Origin of the sequence: Acinetobacter sp. YH12144 (assembly GCF_013418345.1) — a bacterium.
In the GTDB taxonomy this organism is placed as follows: domain Bacteria; phylum Pseudomonadota; class Gammaproteobacteria; order Pseudomonadales; family Moraxellaceae; genus Acinetobacter; species Acinetobacter amyesii.
In genome coordinates, this window is sequence record NZ_VPCD01000020.1 from 57,631 (window position 1) to 75,782 (window position 18,152).

Here is an 18,152-nt window from a genome sequence, read left to right on the forward strand (position 1 = left end):
AAATAAGTTTTTTACAAATAATAGAGTGTTTCAAAATGACGATTTCCAAGAGAAGGATTATTCATGCGCTAAGCTATGAGATCATCCTATTGGTGATCATTGCTATTGCTTTAAGTTTTATTTTTAAAGTTCCGATGGAGGTGACAGGTACGCTCGGTATTGCAATGGCGGTCACTTCTGTGATTTGGAACATGATTTTTAATCATTATTTTGAAAAATTTGAAGCAAAAAGAAAGTTAAAAAGAACCTTTGGTGTACGTGTTTTACATGCAATTGGATTTGAGGGCGGTTTAATGCTTGCAACCATACCAATGGTCGCTTATGCCATGCATATGACCTTATGGCAGGCGATTTTGCTCGATTTTAGTATGACCATGTGCATTTTAGTCTACACATTTATTTTCCAATGGTGCTATGACCAGATCGAGGCGCACTTGGGCTACCAACCACAATATCGTTAAATTTCAATAAGAAAATCACATTGGCCTGTACTGATAAATACAGGCCTTTTTTGCATCAAAATAGTTCAATATTTAACAAATAATAATATATAAAAACATAAACTAACTATAAAAAGTTAGAATAATTACATAACTTTTAAATATAAGAACAAAGAATGTTTTTATAAATTAATTAAAAAAATATGCAAAACAAGGGGTTGGCATATGAAATTGATAAAAATTGTCACACCTGTTGTTTTACTTGGGCTTACACAATTTACATTTGCAGATGGTAACTTTAAGCGCTTTTCTGTATCTGCAGGTTGGTTACACGTGATGCCGCAAGGAAAGGCGAATCCTTTTAACATTAATACTTCTGTGGCAAATGGGACACAGGCTGAAGTAGGCACAATTAGTACTGAAGGTTTTCTAAAAGCGATTGATCCGAATGCAATTTATAATGAAGGGAGTAATTCTGCGAATCTTAAGGACACTTTAACCAACCTTGTGAATGGCCCTTTGGGAGGATTAATTAAATAAAGATAAGGATGGCAATATCAAGTCAGAGATTGCAGGGGTCGCAACGATTAATGGACTAGATAATTGGTCAGCTGAAGGGACGGGGCTTGAAGCAGAAGATGTTGATACATTAGGTTTAACATTTAACTACCATATTAATGATAATGTTTCTTTGCAAGTGATTGGCGGCATCCCACCTGAGGTAGATATTAAAGGTAAGGGTATGATTACCGCGCCATTATCTGGTCTAGCAGAGCCAGGTGGTCTAGGCGGTTTATTATTCCCTGATGGTTTGCCACTAGATTACGCAGTACCCATTACGGATTTATCATCTTATGGTAAAGCGGCGAGTGCGAGAGCTTGGACGCCGGTATTTCAGGCACAGTACCAATTTGGTCAGTCGGGTGTAAATAAGTTTAGACCTTATGTGGGCGCAGGGATCATGTATGCTTATTTTAATGATATTGAACTCAATAAAGGCATTGAATCTGACTTAATTGCTGCAGGGCATATGATTCAAAACATTAAAGATAATAATGCAGGTGCAGCACTCGATGGTAAAGAATCATCTGGAAAAATGGTGGTCGATGTCGATGCGGATGATGCGATTGCTCCAATTGTCACACTCGGATTTACCTATGACTTCACCCCAAGTTGGTTTACAGTTGCTTCGGTGTCTTATGCGAAGTTAAATAACAAAACCAAGATTGATGTGATTAACCAAACGACGGGTGAACAATTAATTCATGCAACGACCAAGATCGATATTGATCCGCTGATTACTTATTTAGGTGTTGGTTATCGTTTCTAAAAATTTACGGAATCAAAGAATAAAAAAACCGCTCTCAAGAGCGGTTTTTTGCTTTAAAACATAAAGGATTATTTTTCAATAATTGCTGTCACACCTTGACCACCTGCAGCACAGATCGAAACAAGAACGCGACCTGAACCTTTTTGGTTCAATAGTTTTGCAGCAGTTGCGATAATACGACCGCCAGTTGCAGCAAATGGGTGACCTGCAGCAAGAGATGAACCTTTCACGTTCAATTTAGAACGATCAATTGAACCCAATGGGGCATCTAAGCCTAAACGTTCTTTACAGAATTTAGGATCTTCCCATGCTTTCAGTGTAGACAATACTTGAGATGCAAATGCTTCATGAATTTCATAGTAATCGAAATCTTGTAGCGTAATACCTGCACGTTCAAGCATACGAGGCACTGCATAAGCAGGCGCCATCAATAAGCCTTCTTTTTTCTCTACAAAGTCAACTGCCGCAGTTTCTTGGAAAGTTAAATAAGCAAGAACTTCGTGACCGTTTGCTTTTGCCCATTCTTCAGAGGCAAGAAGGACACATGACGCACCATCAGTTAGTGGAGTCGAGTTACCCGCAGTCATCGTACGCGCATCGCCTTTACCAAACGCTGGTTTTAACTTCGCAAGTTTTTCTACAGAAGAGTCTGCACGTAAGTTGTTGTCACGTTCTAAACCTAGGAATGGCGTAATCAGGTCATCGAAGAAACCTTCTTCATATGCAGCTGCCATTTTTTGATGTGAAGATGCCGCAAGTTCATCTTGCGCTTCACGAGAGATACCCCATTCAAGTGTCGTAATCGCTTGATGGTCACCCATAGAAAGACCTGTACGTGGTTCACCGTTTTTCGGCGCATCCATCAAATCTTTAACATTAATTTTAGTTAATGCTTTTAGGCGGTCTTTACCCGTTTTTGCAATGTTCAATTCAAGTAAAGCTTTACGTAGGCCATCACCAAAAGCGATTGGTGCATCAGAGGTTGTATCTACACCACCAGCAACACCCACTTCGATTTGACCCAATGCGATTTTATTAGCAACCAAGAAAGCTGCTTGTAAACCTGTACCACATGCTTGTTGAATATCGTAAGCAGGTGTTTCAGGAGCAAGTTCAGTATTGAGTACACACTCACGGGTCATGTTAAAGTCACGACTATGTTTCAACACGGCACCAGCAACAACTTCACCAAGGCGTTGACCTTGAAGGTTGAAGCGTTCAACAAGACCATTTAATGCAGCGGTGAACATATCGCTGTTTGATGCAGTGAAGTAAGCGCCGTTAGAACGAGCGAAAGGAATACGATTACCACCGATAATAGCAACGCGGCGAACTGTGTTTTGACTCATGGTATTATCCTGTTGAACAGACGTTTGAGTTGTTGATTTTGAAGCTGTTTTAGGGTTTGAAGCGGGTGTCTTAGTACGTGTAGATGCACGACGAGGACGGCTCGTTTTAGCGACATCACTTGTAGACTTGGTTGCTGTGCCCGTACTTTTAGCGGTACGTGGCGTACTCTTTGATGTATTTGACACAGTTTCCGTAGTCGGACTTTCGACTGCTGGATTTTCTTGAGTTGTTTTGCTCATAAGGCTTTTCCAAGCATGTTGATGATCTTCTTGACGGCTACATTAGCATATTCACCAAAGGGGTAAATTGACTAAAATGACATTCGCTAAAGCATTCAGGTCAAGCCATATGCGGTTTAACTCAAGTATGATTTCATGGAAACTGATGGAACTATTGAAATATAAGTATCTGACATCATCTTGAAGTTAAAGGGATATCTTCAGATCCATCAAAAATTAATCTGTATGAGAGATAATAAACATGACTGATCAATACCAAACATTTGCAAAATCTCCTATTGGTAAATTTGTCATCAAAAATTTAGGTTTACCATCACCGACTTTTTTAGAGCGTTTTGAGTCTGCAACACCTGTAGTTAAAGGTGCGGTTTTATTCGGTGCAGCGCCTGCTTCAACATTATCTGGTGCTATTGCACAAGTCTTGGCAAATATTCATGCCAATAGCTATGCAGGCAATAATGCGGAACTACAGCAAGCTGCGGCAAAATCAGGTCTAAACTTAAGCGCATTCAACGAAGGCGATAAAGAGTCTAAGTTTAAAGTTGTGGTGTTTGATGCTTCAGGTATTCAAAACTCAGAACAATTGCATGCCTTATATGCCTTTTTTAACCCAATCGCACGTCAAATTCAGGCGTCTGGTCGCGTTGTCGTTGTTGGTACAACACCAGAGACTGCGAAAACTGTGAAACAAGCCATTGCACAACGTGCATTAGAAGGTTTTGTAAAATCAGTGGGTAAAGAGTTTAAGAAAGGGATTGCAGCACAATTAGTTTATGTGGATGAAGGTGCTGAAGCAAACTTAGAATCTGCATTACGTTTTGTGATTTCACCACGTTCAGCTTATGTATCTGGTCAAGTAATTCGTGTTTCGAAAGCAGATGTTGTGGATGTTGACTGGAATAAACCGCTTGCAGGCAAAACAGCTGTAGTAACAGGTGCAAGCCGTGGTATTGGTGAAGCAATTGCACATGTATTGTCACGTGATGGCGCGCATGTGATTTGTTTAGACGTTCCACAGCAGCAAGCAGACCTTGACCGTGTTGCAGGTGAAATTGGCGGTTCTACGCTAGCGATTGATATTACTGCAAGCGATGCCGGTGAAAAAATTAAAGCGGCGGCAGCTGCTCGAGGTGGTTTGGATATCATCGTGCACAACGCAGGGATTACCCGTGACAAAACTTTGGCCAATATGAAGCCTGAGCTTTGGGATTTGGTGATTAACATTAACTTGTCTGCGATTGAGCGTGTAAATGATTACCTTCTTGAAAATGATGGCTTCAATGCAAATGGTCGTATTGTTTGCGTATCTTCTATTTCAGGTATTGCAGGTAACTTAGGTCAAACCAACTATGCTGCTTCTAAAGCTGGTGTAATTGGTGTAGTTAAATTTACTGCTCCATTATTGAAAAATGGCGTAACCATTAATGCTGTTGCTCCAGGCTTTATTGAAACGCAAATGACTGCTGCGATTCCATTTGCAATCCGTGAAGCAGGTCGTCGTATGAACTCGATGAGTCAAGGTGGTTTACCTGTAGACGTTGCAGAAACGATTGCGATGTTTGCTTCAACTGCGTCGACTGGCTTGAACGGTAACGTGGTACGTGTGTGTGGTCAAAGCTTGTTAGGGGCTTAATACATTCCTCTTAAGACTCCCTCTCTTTAAAGGAGAGGGCTAGGGAGAGGTAAAAATTTGCTATAAATGGAATGGGGCTAACCCTTATTCCAGCCTTCTCCTCGAGCCATATATGGTGCAAGAGAAGAGGCTTTTAAAACATTGAAATAATAACTTCCAAAGGTTTAGTATGAACACTCGCCATTTTAGTCAACTTCCAAAACCTTATTTAGCCTATCCAAAAGTGATTCAAGGCTTGATTTTTAAAAAGCCTAAAGCTGAAAAAGTGCTGCCGCAAGTTGAATATGTGGTGGATTCATTTAAGGTCGATCAAAAGCATTTAAAAGCTTATAACGAAGTGTGTGGCTTTAAAAACAATGGTTATATCCCAGCGATTTATTTGGCTGTGCTTTCTCAAAGTTTGCAAATGCATATGATGACTACGGAAGCTTTTCCATTTGCGATTTTAGGTTTGGTACATATTCGTAACCAAGTGAAGCAATATCGCAAAGTTGGTGTGAATGAAACACTGTCATTGTCATGCAAATTTGGTGAATTACAGCCACATGATAAAGGCGTGCAATTTGACTTTATTACCACTGCAAAAGTGGGCGATGAAGTGGTTGTAGAATCATTAACCACGTATTTAGCACGTCAAAAAACTGAGAACAAAGCTGCGGCAAAATCTACCGAAACAAAGTCAGCTGAGTTGCAAGTTCAAGCTGAATGGAATGTTTCTGAAAATACCGGTCGCCGTTATGCGTTGACTTCTGGTGACTTTAACTTGATTCATATTCATGCTGTAACCGCTAAAGCGTTTGGTTTTAAACAAGCCATTGCACATGGTATGTGGAGTAAAGCGAAAGCCTTGTCGAGCTTAACTTTGCCAGATGCCTATGAAGCAGATGTCTGGTTTAAACTGCCGATGTATCTCCCATCACAAGTTGAGTTTTTAACGGCTCAAACTGGACAAGATACCGAGTTTGCAATTCGAAATAGCAAAAACAAAAAACCGCATGTCGCGGGAAGTGTGAAAGCACTGTAAGACTTAAGCCTAAATCGATATCGGTTTAGGCTTTTTTGTTTTAATCTCAAGCGATTCATATTCAAAGGAATGATGATGCAGGCGCTCAAAGAATATCTATTTGCACAGAAGAATAATTATCAAGGTACGGTTGACGAGGCGTTTCAAGATTTGGCGGCGCAATTTAGCCGGATGCAGGATGCTCGAACCCACTTAGGCGGAGCTGCCTTAGTGGTGTATTTTAAAGGTCAAAAAGTCGTGGATATTTGGACTGGTAAAAAGTCAGCCGAAGAAGCTTGGAAGTCCAATACCCCCTCGGTCTGTTATTCCACTGGTAAAGGTGTTCTTGCAACGCTTGCACATATCTTAGTGAGCGAAGGCTTTCTAGATTACGATACTCCCGTTGCCGTATATTGGCCTGAGTTTGCTCAAAATGGCAAGTCGGATATCACATTAAGGCACATGCTGAGTCATCAAAGTGGTTTATACGATATCCGTAATATCATCGAAACAGCATCTGAAATGGCTGATTGGCCACATATGCTTAAAGTCATCGAACAAGCTAAGCCACGTTTTGAGCCATCAACTGATGCAGCATATCAACCGTTAACCTTCGGTTGGCAAGTCGGTGGTGTACTTGAAAAGGCCACAGGTCGACCGCTTACAGAATTGATGCAACAGTATTTGGTTGAGCCTTTGGCATTGGATCATGCATTTTTTGGCGTACCAGAGCATCAACTTTGTGAGGTTGCTCGCTTGATTCCGAAAAAGAAAAAAGTAGAACGTGCTGTAGATACATCTGCACAAGAAAATACCCAAGCGCAGACAACGAAAAAAAAGACCGAGACACGAAAACCGTCAATCTTTGATCAGCTCCTACAACTTTCGGGACACAATTTGCAAGACTTTCAAGATGGCATGATTCCAAAAGGAATGCGTAAGTTTTCATTTTTTAGTGATGAGGGTTTACAAGCCATCATTCCTGCGGCAACAGGCGTATTTAGTGCCAATAGTTTAGCGAAAATCTACGCCATGCTAGCCAATCATGGTCAGTGGCAAGGACAGACCTTAATCACACCACAAGTTTTTGAATCTTTAAGTAAAATTCAATTTAAAAAACGTGATCGTATTATGCCTTTACCGATGAATTGGCGTTTGGGATATCATCGAATTTTAACTTTAGGTAAATCTAGTGAAGGTTTTGGACATATTGGTTTTAATGGTTCTGGGGCCTGGTGTGATCCGCAGCGTGATTTAAGTTTTGCTTATACACATAACTTTGCGACGGGTTCAATTACCGGCGATTATCGCTTATGGGGCTTAACTCAAGAAACGCTACGCTGTGCAGACAAAGCACTTAAAGGACGCAAGGGCTGGCTTTAAGATACTTCGGGATAGAACAGAAATTGGGGAAATGTGAAAAATATGCTATTTTCCCTCGCTGTTTTAGACTGCTGTGATATCCCTATGAAAAAAGTTGTTTTGATTCCCTTAGTCGCAACGTCGGCAATGTTGGGTTGTCAGGATTCAACTCCAACGAAAGCAAAAGAGATAGAAGCGATTACTGCCGAAAAACAGCAAGCTGCATGGGTGGGTGATTTTAAAGGTACAACGCCGTGTATGGGCTGTCTTTCTCGTTGTGAAGATTGTCCCGGTATGGCTGTGGCTCTTGAGCTACATGAAGACCAAACCTATACACTTACTCGTGAAAGTCTAAGTGGTCATAACGAAGTAGAAGTGCTAAAAGGTGTAATTCGTTTTAAAGATGAATCAAAGCAGCAGCTAGAACTTATGAATGTGCAAACGCGTAATCTTTTGTATGTTGATTTGGATCAGCAATTACTTGAAATTCGGGAAGACCAGACGGCGAAACGCTATCAAATGCAGAGTGATCTCCTTTTAAATAAAGCAGTTTAAGCATTCGTAATTTATATTAAATTTGCCTGATCATTGTGATAGCTCAAGATCGGATTTTTATTGTCCAAACTCTGCCATTTATTTCACTATTAGACAAAAAAACAGTATGCTTACACCTGTAAAAAGGAGCATACATGTATCAAGTACTTGCACGAAAATACCGTCCACGAAATTTTATTGAACTCGTGGGACAAAACCATGTGTCACGCGCACTTACCAGTGCCTTAGAACGTGGTCGGTTACATCATGCGTATTTATTTACAGGTACTCGTGGCGTGGGTAAAACCACCATTGCCCGTATTTTGGCAAAATGTCTGAACTGTGAAACGGGTGTAACATCAACGCCGTGTGAAGTCTGCCCAACGTGTAAAGCAGTAAATGAAGGCCGTTTTATTGATTTAATTGAAATCGATGCGGCATCACGGACCAAAGTTGAAGATACCCGAGAACTTCTCGACAACGTTCCTTATGCTCCAACGCAAGGTCGCTTCAAGGTTTATCTAATCGATGAAGTGCATATGCTCTCTACGCATTCATTTAATGCGTTATTAAAGACTCTAGAAGAACCGCCAGAGCATGTGAAGTTCTTATTTGCTACCACAGACCCACAAAAATTACCGATTACTGTCATTTCACGTTGCTTGCAATTTACTTTGCGTCCTTTAGCCGTGGATGAAATCACCACGCATCTGACCGATATTTTACAAAAAGAACAAATTCAAGCGGAGCAAGATGCGATTTGGCAAATTGCTGAATCGGCTCAAGGTTCACTGCGTGATGCGCTGTCACTGACTGACCAAGCCATTGCTTATGGTCAGGGTTCAATTCAGCACCAAGATGTTAAAGACATGTTGGGCCTAATTGACCGTACGATCATTTATGATTTGATTTTAGCCATTCATCAAAATCAGCGTGAACGCGTGAGAGCTTTACTCATGCAATTCCGCCAACAAGCACTGGATGTTTCACTGGTATTAGATCAGTTGATTTCGACTTTGCATGAACTGGCATTATTACAATACTTGCCAGACTTAGCGTTGAAATATAGCGCTGAGATCAATCAAAAAATTATGCAATTGTCGCAGTTGATTTCAGCTCAAGATTTGCAGTTGTATTATCAAGTCGCATGTAAAGGTCGGGCAGACTTGCAGTTGGCTGTGACACAAGAGCAAGGTTTTGAGATGTGTGTGCTGCGTCTATTAGCATTTCGTCCATTACAGCCAAATGAAATGTTGGTTTCTGCTGTACAGCAAGAATCAGCCGCACAGCCACCGCTTGCTCAAAATCAGGCCGAAACAGTTCAGCCGACTCAAACACAGTCTTTGCAGCAACCCAATACCGTTGTTGAGTCTGCTGCGCAGGTTGCCACTGTTGAACAGCCTGAAGCTGTACCCGCTGTAGACACATCGCCAGCTTTCGATGATTTTGATGATTCACATTATGAAGACGATGATGGCTATGCTTCTGCACCTGCAGTTGATGAACCTTCATCTGATGATTTTTTAGATGATCCTGAAGAAGACGCAATAAGCCAAACTTCTACAGCATCTACAGCAAATGGCGCTCTAGATACGCAAGAGGTTGCACCGGTTGAGTCTGTATCGACACAGCAAAATGACACGCTTGTTATGGATGCCGTGGCAGAAGATACATTATTTGATTTAGATCCGACGCCGAGTACTGAAACTGAAGAAGTTGATGTGAGCGCTATAAATTTTGAAGATATTGCACCTTTAGAACCAACAGCTTTAGAGTCAAAAAGTGTAGAGCCTGAAACAGCTCAGCCACATTTGATAAATGCCATTGAACCACAACATGTGGTGAATGAATCAGTTTCGGGTGCTCAAGGCGACAATGGTTTTGATCTAGCATCACCACAAGTTACGCAAAGTTCCGTTTCTTCGGATGTTGTTCAAACGGGTTCATCTTCTCCCTTGATGCCACAAGATATTTTGACTTTACAGCCTCAAACCCTTGAAGGTGAGTGGACGGTCGAAAAGTGGGAGTATTGGTTCCGAAATAGTCAACTTTCACCTGCGGTACAAGAGTTGGCGCAGCATGGCATTATGCGCGGTACGATTGACGGTGAATCGACTTTCCATATTCCAAAGCGATACGAAGCTTTAGTGACTCAATTACAGCATGTATTGGAACAAGCCATTCATGCACAATGGTCAAAATGTCGTTTCCATATCAGCTTTGAAGATGTCGAAGAAACCACACCGTATGCTTTACAGCATGTCCGCAAAGAAAAAGCGTTTGCACGTGCAAATGAGTTATTACATGCAGAGCCTGTTGTGAAAGACTTACTCAAAAGCTTTGATGGTGAGTTGCAAAATATCCAGCTCAAATAAGTTTTAAGCTGGATATAAAAATTAAAGTAAAAACTGAGTTAAAGCATATCGCATATCATCGGGTATCGAGGTGCTTTTTCGTGTTTGGCGGTCGACAAACACATGTACGAAATGTCCTTGGGCAGCAGCCTCATTTTGTCCTTGTTTAAAAATGGCTAAGTCATAACGCAGTGAAGAATTGCCAATTTTTTCAATCGAAACCCCAACTTCAATGATTTCAGGATAGGACAGTTCTTGTAAAAAGCTGCAGGCTGAATCGACCACTAAACCAATGATCGGGGTATTTCGCAAATCAAAACCGGCATGTTGAATCAAGAGCGCATTTGCAGCGGTATCAAAATAGCTGTAATAGGTGACATTATTGACGTGGCCATACATATCGTTGTCTGCCCAACGCGTTTGGATTGGAAATAAAAATCGATAGTTTTGGCGGCGTTTAGTTTCAGGTTTCATCGTTGGTATTTTCTTTATTTCAAAAATGAGTGAACTTTAGGCATAAATTGATTGGTAAATCTGGCGTGCATCTTCAAACTGCAGTTCTCGCGGATTATTTTGTAATAGTCGTGTTTGTAATAATGCGTCTTCTGCTAAACGATTGAGCATATTTTCAGGCACATTCAGTTGGCTGAGTTTTAGCACCAAACCGCTCTGATCTAAATGATTTTGCATATGATCAATAAATAAATCACATAAACCATCGGTACAGCCCGTACTGTATGGATCTAGCCAACTCATGAGTTCTGCATAATGCTGCTTGGCCTGAGGTGCATTAAACTTTAACACCTCGGCTAGAACCAGTGCATTGGTATGACCATGCGATAGATGAAAGTGTCCACCGAGTGGATAGGCGAGTGCATGCACCGCTGCAACAGGTGCATTAGCAAAGGCCTGACCTGCAAGCATTGAACCGACTAGCATGTGCTGACGCGCTTCGAGGTTATGTCCATCTTGTAAAACCAGTGCTAAGTTTTTATTTAATAAACGCAAAGCTTGTTTGGCGAGCATATCCGCATACGGATTTTTTTTAATTTTTGACGTATAGGCTTCAATGGCATGCACCATGGCATCGATACCGGTTGCTGCGGTAATGTGTGCGGGAAGATTTAATGTAAAGTTCGCATCGAGGATACAGACATCGGCATACAGTACAGGGGAGACGATACCTGTTTTGGTGGTTTCACCTGTAGTGACGATAGAGATTGGTGTGACTTCAGAGCCGGTCCCTGCCGTTGTCGGAATCAAAATGAGTGGCAAGCGTGGTCGTTTTGCATTAGCTACACCATATAAATCACTGATCTGCTGTGTTTGCTTAGGATGAGCCAAAATCGCAATAATTTTAGCCACATCCATTGAACTGCCACCGCCAAAACCAATAATCAAATCTACTTTTTCATTCTTGGCAAATTGAACTGCATCCAAAACTATATGTTCTGCAGGGTCAGCTTGAATACTGGAATAAATTACATAGTCTTGATGGATACTTTCTAAAATATCCAAAATGGGTAAATGTAATTGTTGTTGCAACATACCGGGGTCGGTCACAAACATGACACGTTTGGCTTGAAAGTCGCCTAGGACCTCTCTCAGTTGGGAAATAGAGCCTAAGCCTGAAATAATATTGCTGACGGTTTGAAACTGAAATTGACTCATTGGCTTATCCCTAATTTTTTATATCCAAATAAACATTATTCTTGAGTGTTGATATAGGATTCATCCTGTAAATAACTTAACATAAGACGCTTGAAATAAAAGTAGTCTTGAGGTTGTTATGTCATCCAGCACGCCATATAAGGTGTTGTGTGTTTGTTTAGGAAATATTTGCCGTTCACCTACGGCTGAAGTGGTTCTCAGACATTTTTGTGATGAAGCGCAACTCAATATTCACGTCGACTCTGCGGGTACGAGCAATTATCATCCGGGCAAAGCGCCTGATCTTCGTAGCCAACAGCATGCAAAATTACGAGGCTATAACTTATCTGCATTACGCGCACGTCAGTTAACGGTTCATGATTTTATTGAATTTGATTTGATTTTGGCCATGGACTACGAAAATTTAGACAATATTCAAAACCTCATGCAAAAGGCGCAGCAACAATTCGGTCAACTACGTGCACAAGTGTCTTTGATGAGTCAACATGATCACCAATATCCGCAACAAGAAGTACCAGATCCGTACTATGGTGGTGATGTAGGGTTTGAACATGTATTAGATCAATGCGAATCTAGCAGTCAGGCTTGGGTCAATTATTTAAAAACTCAGTTACAAGCACAGCAAAAAAATTAAGGTTTAAGAATGCAAATTCAAACACAGGTTCAGCTTAAGCCATTTAATACATTAAGCCTCGATGCTGTAGCATCTCATTATGTACGTGTTCAATCGGTAGAAGAAATTCAAGCAGCGCTCGACTTTGCCAAAGCTGAGCAATTAAATGTATTGGTGCTTTCAGGGGGTAGTAATATGCTGTTGCCTGAGCAAATTCATGCTTTAGTGATGCACATGGATATTCAAGGGATTGAATATGTACAAGACGATGCCGCAACCCAAACTTTAAAAGTGGGTGCAGGGCAAGTGTGGCATGACTTTGTGCTATGGACGACGGCACACCAGTTTTATGGTTTACAAAATTTAGCATTGATACCTGGTTTAGTCGGTGCTTCACCTGTGCAAAATATTGGAGCTTATGGTGTTGAAGCGGGTGAATTTATTGAATCTGTGCAGGTCTATGACCGTGTAACAGAACAGCAAAGTAGTATTAGCGCTGCCGATTGTCATTTTTCATATCGCCATAGTATTTTTAAAGATGAGCCAGAGCGTTTTATTATTACGCATGTCACGTTTAAACTTTTAAAACATGCAGATTTAAAATTAAATTATGGTGATTTAAAGCAGGCGGTAGGTGAAGACTTAAGTGCAGAAAACCTACAACAACAAGTCATTCATATTCGTCAAACCAAACTCCCAGATCCGAAAGAATTTCCAAATGTCGGAAGTTTCTTTAAAAATCCTGTGATTAGCCAGCAAGCCTTTGACCAAATTGCGCTGCAATTTCCCAATTTACCCCATTACCCACAACCGAATAATGCGGTAAAACTGGCAGCGGGCTGGTTGATTGACCAAGCGGGTTGGAAAGGGAAATCTGTGGGTTCAGTGGGAATGTTTCATAAGCAAGCTTTGGTATTGGTCAATTACCAAGACGCCACGCTGCAAGATGTGCGTACAACTTACAAAGCTGTACAACATGATGTTTTTGAAAAATTTAATATTGAACTACATCCAGAGCCTGTATTATTTGATACAAATGGCTTGATTCGATCTCACGCAGATTAATAAAAACATAGGTTTTAGATTTATGCATAAAACACATTGGATGGTTCGCTTAGTACAAATTGCCGCAGTGCTATTTGTACTTTTGGGCTGTCTGATGATTTTTATCTATACGCCGTTTTATTCTAAATTAATTGTTAAAAGTTTAAATTATTTCGTTCCTGTAGAAGTCAATCAGCTCGCAGCGCAAAGTCAAAAACTCGGTGCTTTGAGTGATGATGATAATTATGAGCCGGGTTCTGACTTATGGATCGCGCGCCAAGCGTATTTAAAACTCATGGAGCAAGCCATACAGTCTGATGAGCCTCAAGACTTGACCCTTATACAAGCGCGTTATAAGGCTTTACAGCAGCTCATTGAAGAAGAACATGAAAAAGAAATAAGTGATAATCAAAAGGACATACCGAAAGTTCCTTTGCTGAATCCTTCTGCATCCGAGGCGGCATCCTCTGAAGCAATGGCGGAAAATCCTGCTCAAAAAATGAAAGAGCTGCTCGAACTCAATAGTGCGGAAAATAAAGGACTCATGACGCAATATACAGAGTTCTTAAAAACTCATGAAATTGAACAAGCTGCTTCAGAAGCGGAACCGATCGATGATGAAACCTATCTTGATCTAGCCAAAATGAAAGATAAAACCCTGAAGCAGCCAACCGCAGATCCGTATGCGATCGTGGTGTTAGGTGGTGGCTTAACTTTAGATAAAAATGATAAAGATATCGTGGTGAATGACTACACACGACTTCGACTGGAAAAAACACTCGATGTCGAACGCACACATAAGCTACCGATTGTACTGAGTGGTGTGGAAGCACCGTATATGCAAGCTTGGTTAAAGCAATATGATGTCGATGCGAAATTGCTTGAAAACCGGAGTATGAATACTTGCGAAAATTCACGCTTTAGTTCGTTACTTTTACAGAAAAAAGGCGGCGCACCGACGGTTATTTTAATCACCGACCAATATCATATGCCTCGAACACGGCGTTTATTTGCATTAAATGGTATTGAAACCATTCCTGTTGTTGCACCTATGCCAACGACATTAACCACATGGCGACCAAGTGAAAAAAATTATGACCATAGTCGTCGTGCCAATTATGAATTATTAGCCACCTTACGTGACGTTTGGTTTGGCTCAAGTGACTGTCGGGAGGTCCCATAATGTCAGATATCCCATTTCTTAATCCTTCAATCCTTAAACAATTAGATCTTCCTATTCCAAGTCGAGAATTAACCCCACAAGTATTAGAACCTCTAAATTTAAATCGACCTTTTGAGCCTAGTGTTGAAATACAGTCTTATAGACGACTTTATGGTTTAGATGCCTTGAACTGTGAACATTGGCAAGGCTATGTAGAAATGCCTTTGTTCAAATTACATGTACAAGTATTTCAACCGAAACTGAAAACTGAAACGGATGTCATTAAAGGCACTGTATTTTTATTGCATGGTTATTTAGAGCATAGTGGAATATATCAGCCGATTATTCGTGAGCTCTTAGATCAAGGTTTTAGTGTTTTGACCTATGATTTACCGGGGCATGGTCTAAGTAATGGATCGCCAGCCAGTATTCAAAACTTTGATCATTACCAACAAGTTTTGGAAGCGGTATATCGTTATGTGAAACATGCAGCTCAATTACCGACACCGTGGTTAGGGATTGGGCAGAGTACGGGTGGGGCGATTTGGCTGCATCATCTGTTAGATTTTGCTGAACATCGCAAAAACCCTTATGTCGAACGAGTTTTATTATTATCTCCGCTGATTCGCCCTGCAAAAACGGCATGGTGGCATAACTCGGTTGGATTAGGCATTATTCGTCGTATTAAACGTGAAGTGCCACGTCATTTTAGACGGAATAATCATAACCCTGAGTTTTTGCGTTTTGTACGTTTAAAAGATCCTCTACAACCTCGAATGATGGGGATGGACTGGATTTTGGCCATGTCAAAATGGATGCAGGAAATGGAAGAGCGACCTGCATGTCGTATTCCAGTGTGGTTAGCTCAAGGCGCACAGGATCAGACGGTGGATTGGCGTTATAACATTGAGTTTATACGTCGTAAATTCCGTTTACAGACGCTTCTCATGCTTGAAGAAGGTTCACATCAGCTGATTAATGAACGTGCCGATATTCGTGCTGCATTAACAGGTTTGATCCCTGCATTCTTGCATGCTCAATCGAATAGTAAGTCTTATTACTAACTGATGTTACGCACTAACATCAGGAGCGTAATTTGATTCAAATAAAAGTACGATACGCGGGAAGGTCATCCGCAAGTATTTGAGACTGGACTACTCCTAATCAAAAATGTTTTTGCAATACTTTGAATAATTTGACGCTAGTGAACGAGTTTTGTTGGTGAGGTGCATTGCACCGCAAGATGGTTTCCTTGCGAAGCACGCTTCTCATTTTACCAAATGAGAAACAACGTTTCGTAAGAGTACCTCCAGCCGAAGGCTAATCCCGTTATTTAAGCCCTAGATGTAAGACTCCGTCGAATAGGCTTAAAAATTATTTTAAAAATGCGTAATTACTTTTACGCGCGTAACATCAGTTACTAATTGACGATTGAGCACAGCCTACCTTAATCGGTGTGATGGATCTAGACGAAAAAAAGAGGCGTAGTCGCCTCTTTTTTTATGGGGTAGGAATCAGAACTTTTCTAGATGTGCCATATTCCACATACGGAAATAGAAGTTTTCTTCATCTTTATTTTCACAGCTGAGTAACTCCCCATCTTTTAACCAAAAATGTAGCTGTGCATAGTTTTTAATTTCACGGTTGTTAATACGCTGTGCTAGATGGTGTGCACGGATATCCGACGGGTGTTGTAAACCCGCAGAGGCAATAAGTTCAGATAAACCATGCAAGGTATTTTTGTGGAAATTAAAAACACGCTCTGCTTTAGTTGGGACATGAATGGCTTTTTGACGGTCTTTGTCCTGCGTTGCAACGCCAACAGGACATTGGTTGGTGTGACAGCTTTGAGCTTGAATACACCCAACTGCAAACATAAAGCCACGAGCTGAGTTGACCCAATCTGCGCCAATTGCCATGGTACTGGCAATATCAAAAGCACTAATAATTTTACCACTGGCACCGACTTTAATTTTTGAACGTAAGCCTGCACCAATCAGGGTGTTATTAACAAAGAGTAGGCCTTCACGCAGTGGCGTACCCATATTATCGATCAATTCAATCGGCGCAGCGCCAGTCCCACCTTCAGAACCATCCACTACGATAAAATCAGGTGTAATCCCTGTATGTAACATGGCTTTTACGATACTCATAAATTGCCATGGTTGCCCGATACATAGTTTAAAACCTACAGGTTTACCTTCTGACAGTTCGCGCAATTGCTGAATAAATTGCATCATTTCAATAGGGGTGCTAAAGGCAGGATGGCTAGATGGAGAGATACAGTCATGTTCACGGCTTACACCACGGATTTGAGCAATCTCTTCGGAAATTTTGTCTTTAGGTAAAATGCCACCATGGCCTGGTTTTGCACCTTGAGATAATTTGATCTCAATCATTTTGACTTGAGGGTGCTTGGCTTGTTCAGCAAAACGTACAGGGTCGAATTGACCATCAATCGTACGGCAGCCAAAGTAACCACTACCGAGTTCCCAAACAATGTCGCCACCATTTTCCAAGTGATACGGACTAATACTGCCTTCACCGGTGTCATGGTAGAAATTACCCATTTTTGCACCTAAATTTAAGGCACGAATGGCATTGGCACTTAAGCTACCAAAGCTCATCGCAGAGATGTTTAATATCGATGCGCTATACGGTTGCTTACATTGCTCATTGCCGATATTGATGCGGAAAGTTTCAGGAATGGCAGGAATACAAGGTGACAAAGAGTGATTAATAAAGCGATAATCATTTTGGTAAACATCAACAATTGAACCAAATGGTTTATCTGCATTTTGATTTTTTGCACGTTGATAGACCAAGCTGCGTTGCATACGAGAAAAGGGCAATGCATCTTGATCAGATTCAATAAAATATTGGCGAATTTCAGGTCGAAATTCTTCAAATAGAAAACGAAAGTGCCCCATGATAGGGTAATTTTTTAAGATCGAATGTTTATTTTGTATGACGTCATATAAGCCCAATAAGCTCAAAAGCCCAGTAATGACCCAGATGCTATTCAATAAGGTTTGTGGAATAAAATATTGAATATAGCGAGGGGAATAACCTAAATGAAAACTCGAAATGAGTAGGAAGATAAAAATACAAGCAAACCAAATGGAATGTCGAGAGAAAAAAGTATTTAAAAGTTTATGTCTGATAGTTTGTGCTGGACTTGGCATGTTTTAAAAAATCTTATGAGCTCAGTTTCTATTAATTTGCCGAGTTTATGTACAATGCTCAAGCGTTAATTTGTTGATTCAGTGTAGCTTTATAAAAATAGTACATAACCCGAATCGCGGATAAGAAATAAACTTGAAAATAAGAAGACTAGAGCCATCAGTTGAGTTACCACACAAAACTCACAACTCTAGTCCTAATGTTCAATAGTACCGAATTATTCTGCGTAATTGA

At 40.8% G+C, this 18,152-nt stretch carries 14 protein-coding genes and 1 pseudogene; 11 read left to right on the forward strand and 4 right to left on the reverse strand.

Annotated elements, in window-relative coordinates; genetic code table 11:
- Nucleotides 1-35: 35 nt before the first annotated feature.
- The gene (gene aceI, locus FTU79_RS13190) at nt 36-461 is read left to right on the forward strand and encodes a chlorhexidine efflux PACE transporter AceI (RefSeq protein ID WP_168377760.1); all 426 of its coding nucleotides are present in this window, start codon (nt 36-38) and stop codon (nt 459-461) included.
- A gap of 204 nt (nt 462-665) precedes the next feature.
- Nucleotides 666-1,770 (forward strand): annotated as a pseudogene (locus tag FTU79_RS13195) (OmpW family protein).
- A 68-nt stretch (nt 1,771-1,838) separates the two neighbouring features.
- Here the strand turns inward: FTU79_RS13195 and FTU79_RS13200 are convergent.
- Nucleotides 1,839-3,359: an acetyl-CoA C-acetyltransferase gene (locus FTU79_RS13200; RefSeq protein WP_180050601.1), complete on the reverse strand. Its 1,521-nt coding sequence runs from the start codon at nt 3,357-3,359 to the stop codon at nt 1,839-1,841.
- Nucleotides 3,360-3,600: 241 nt separating this feature from the next.
- On the opposite strand from FTU79_RS13200, the gene FTU79_RS13205 reads away from it, so the two are divergent.
- The 5 genes from FTU79_RS13205 (at nt 3,601) to dnaX (ending at nt 10,266) form a co-directional block, all read left to right on the forward strand.
- On the forward strand, nt 3,601-4,992 hold the full coding sequence (locus FTU79_RS13205) for a 3-oxoacyl-ACP reductase (RefSeq protein ID WP_180050604.1): 1,392 nt from the start codon (nt 3,601-3,603) through the stop codon (nt 4,990-4,992).
- Nucleotides 4,993-5,161: 169 nt separating this feature from the next.
- Nucleotides 5,162-6,016 carry a MaoC/PaaZ C-terminal domain-containing protein gene (locus FTU79_RS13210; protein WP_180035287.1) on the forward strand — a complete coding sequence of 285 codons (855 nt, stop codon included), beginning with the start codon at nt 5,162-5,164 and terminating at the stop codon, nt 6,014-6,016.
- Nucleotides 6,017-6,091: 75 nt separating this feature from the next.
- The gene (locus FTU79_RS13215; RefSeq protein ID WP_180050607.1) at nt 6,092-7,378 is read left to right on the forward strand and encodes a serine hydrolase; all 1,287 of its coding nucleotides are present in this window, start codon (nt 6,092-6,094) and stop codon (nt 7,376-7,378) included.
- 84 nt (nt 7,379-7,462) lie between these two features.
- A complete protein-coding gene (locus FTU79_RS13220; protein ID WP_180050610.1) occupies nt 7,463-7,912 on the forward strand; it encodes a copper resistance protein NlpE N-terminal domain-containing protein in 450 nt (149 codons plus the stop codon).
- 134 nt (nt 7,913-8,046) lie between these two features.
- Nucleotides 8,047-10,266 carry a DNA polymerase III subunit gamma/tau gene (gene dnaX, locus FTU79_RS13225; protein WP_180050614.1) on the forward strand — a complete coding sequence of 740 codons (2,220 nt, stop codon included), beginning with the start codon at nt 8,047-8,049 and terminating at the stop codon, nt 10,264-10,266.
- A gap of 21 nt (nt 10,267-10,287) precedes the next feature.
- On the opposite strand, the gene FTU79_RS13230 is transcribed toward dnaX, so the two are convergent.
- Nucleotides 10,288-10,719, reverse strand: coding sequence for a thioesterase family protein (locus FTU79_RS13230; protein WP_180007898.1), 432 nt, complete (start codon nt 10,717-10,719; stop codon nt 10,288-10,290).
- Nucleotides 10,720-10,755: 36 nt separating this feature from the next.
- Nucleotides 10,756-11,916: an iron-containing alcohol dehydrogenase gene (locus FTU79_RS13235; RefSeq protein ID WP_180007899.1), complete on the reverse strand. Its 1,161-nt coding sequence runs from the start codon at nt 11,914-11,916 to the stop codon at nt 10,756-10,758.
- Nucleotides 11,917-12,034: 118 nt separating this feature from the next.
- Between FTU79_RS13235 and FTU79_RS13240 the strand changes: the two genes are divergently transcribed.
- From FTU79_RS13240 to FTU79_RS13255, 4 genes are read left to right on the forward strand one after another with little or no spacing between them, the layout of a single operon-like run.
- Nucleotides 12,035-12,550: a low molecular weight protein-tyrosine-phosphatase gene (locus tag FTU79_RS13240; RefSeq protein WP_180007900.1), complete on the forward strand. Its 516-nt coding sequence runs from the start codon at nt 12,035-12,037 to the stop codon at nt 12,548-12,550.
- A gap of 9 nt (nt 12,551-12,559) precedes the next feature.
- A complete protein-coding gene (murB, locus tag FTU79_RS13245) occupies nt 12,560-13,594 on the forward strand; it encodes a UDP-N-acetylmuramate dehydrogenase (protein WP_180007901.1) in 1,035 nt (344 codons plus the stop codon).
- 22 nt (nt 13,595-13,616) lie between these two features.
- Nucleotides 13,617-14,756: a YdcF family protein gene (locus FTU79_RS13250; protein ID WP_180050617.1), complete on the forward strand. Its 1,140-nt coding sequence runs from the start codon at nt 13,617-13,619 to the stop codon at nt 14,754-14,756.
- Nucleotides 14,756-15,799 (forward strand): alpha/beta hydrolase, encoded by a 1,044-nt coding sequence (locus tag FTU79_RS13255; protein WP_180007903.1) that lies wholly within the window; start codon nt 14,756-14,758, stop codon nt 15,797-15,799. The genes FTU79_RS13250 and FTU79_RS13255 overlap by 1 nt, the downstream gene beginning before the upstream one ends.
- A gap of 450 nt (nt 15,800-16,249) precedes the next feature.
- Here the strand turns inward: FTU79_RS13255 and FTU79_RS13260 are convergent, their stop codons facing one another.
- Entirely contained in the window at nt 16,250-17,920 is a 1,671-nt protein-coding gene (locus tag FTU79_RS13260; RefSeq protein ID WP_180007904.1) for an FMN-binding glutamate synthase family protein, read from the reverse strand.
- Between the last annotated feature and the right edge of the window lie 232 nt (nt 17,921-18,152).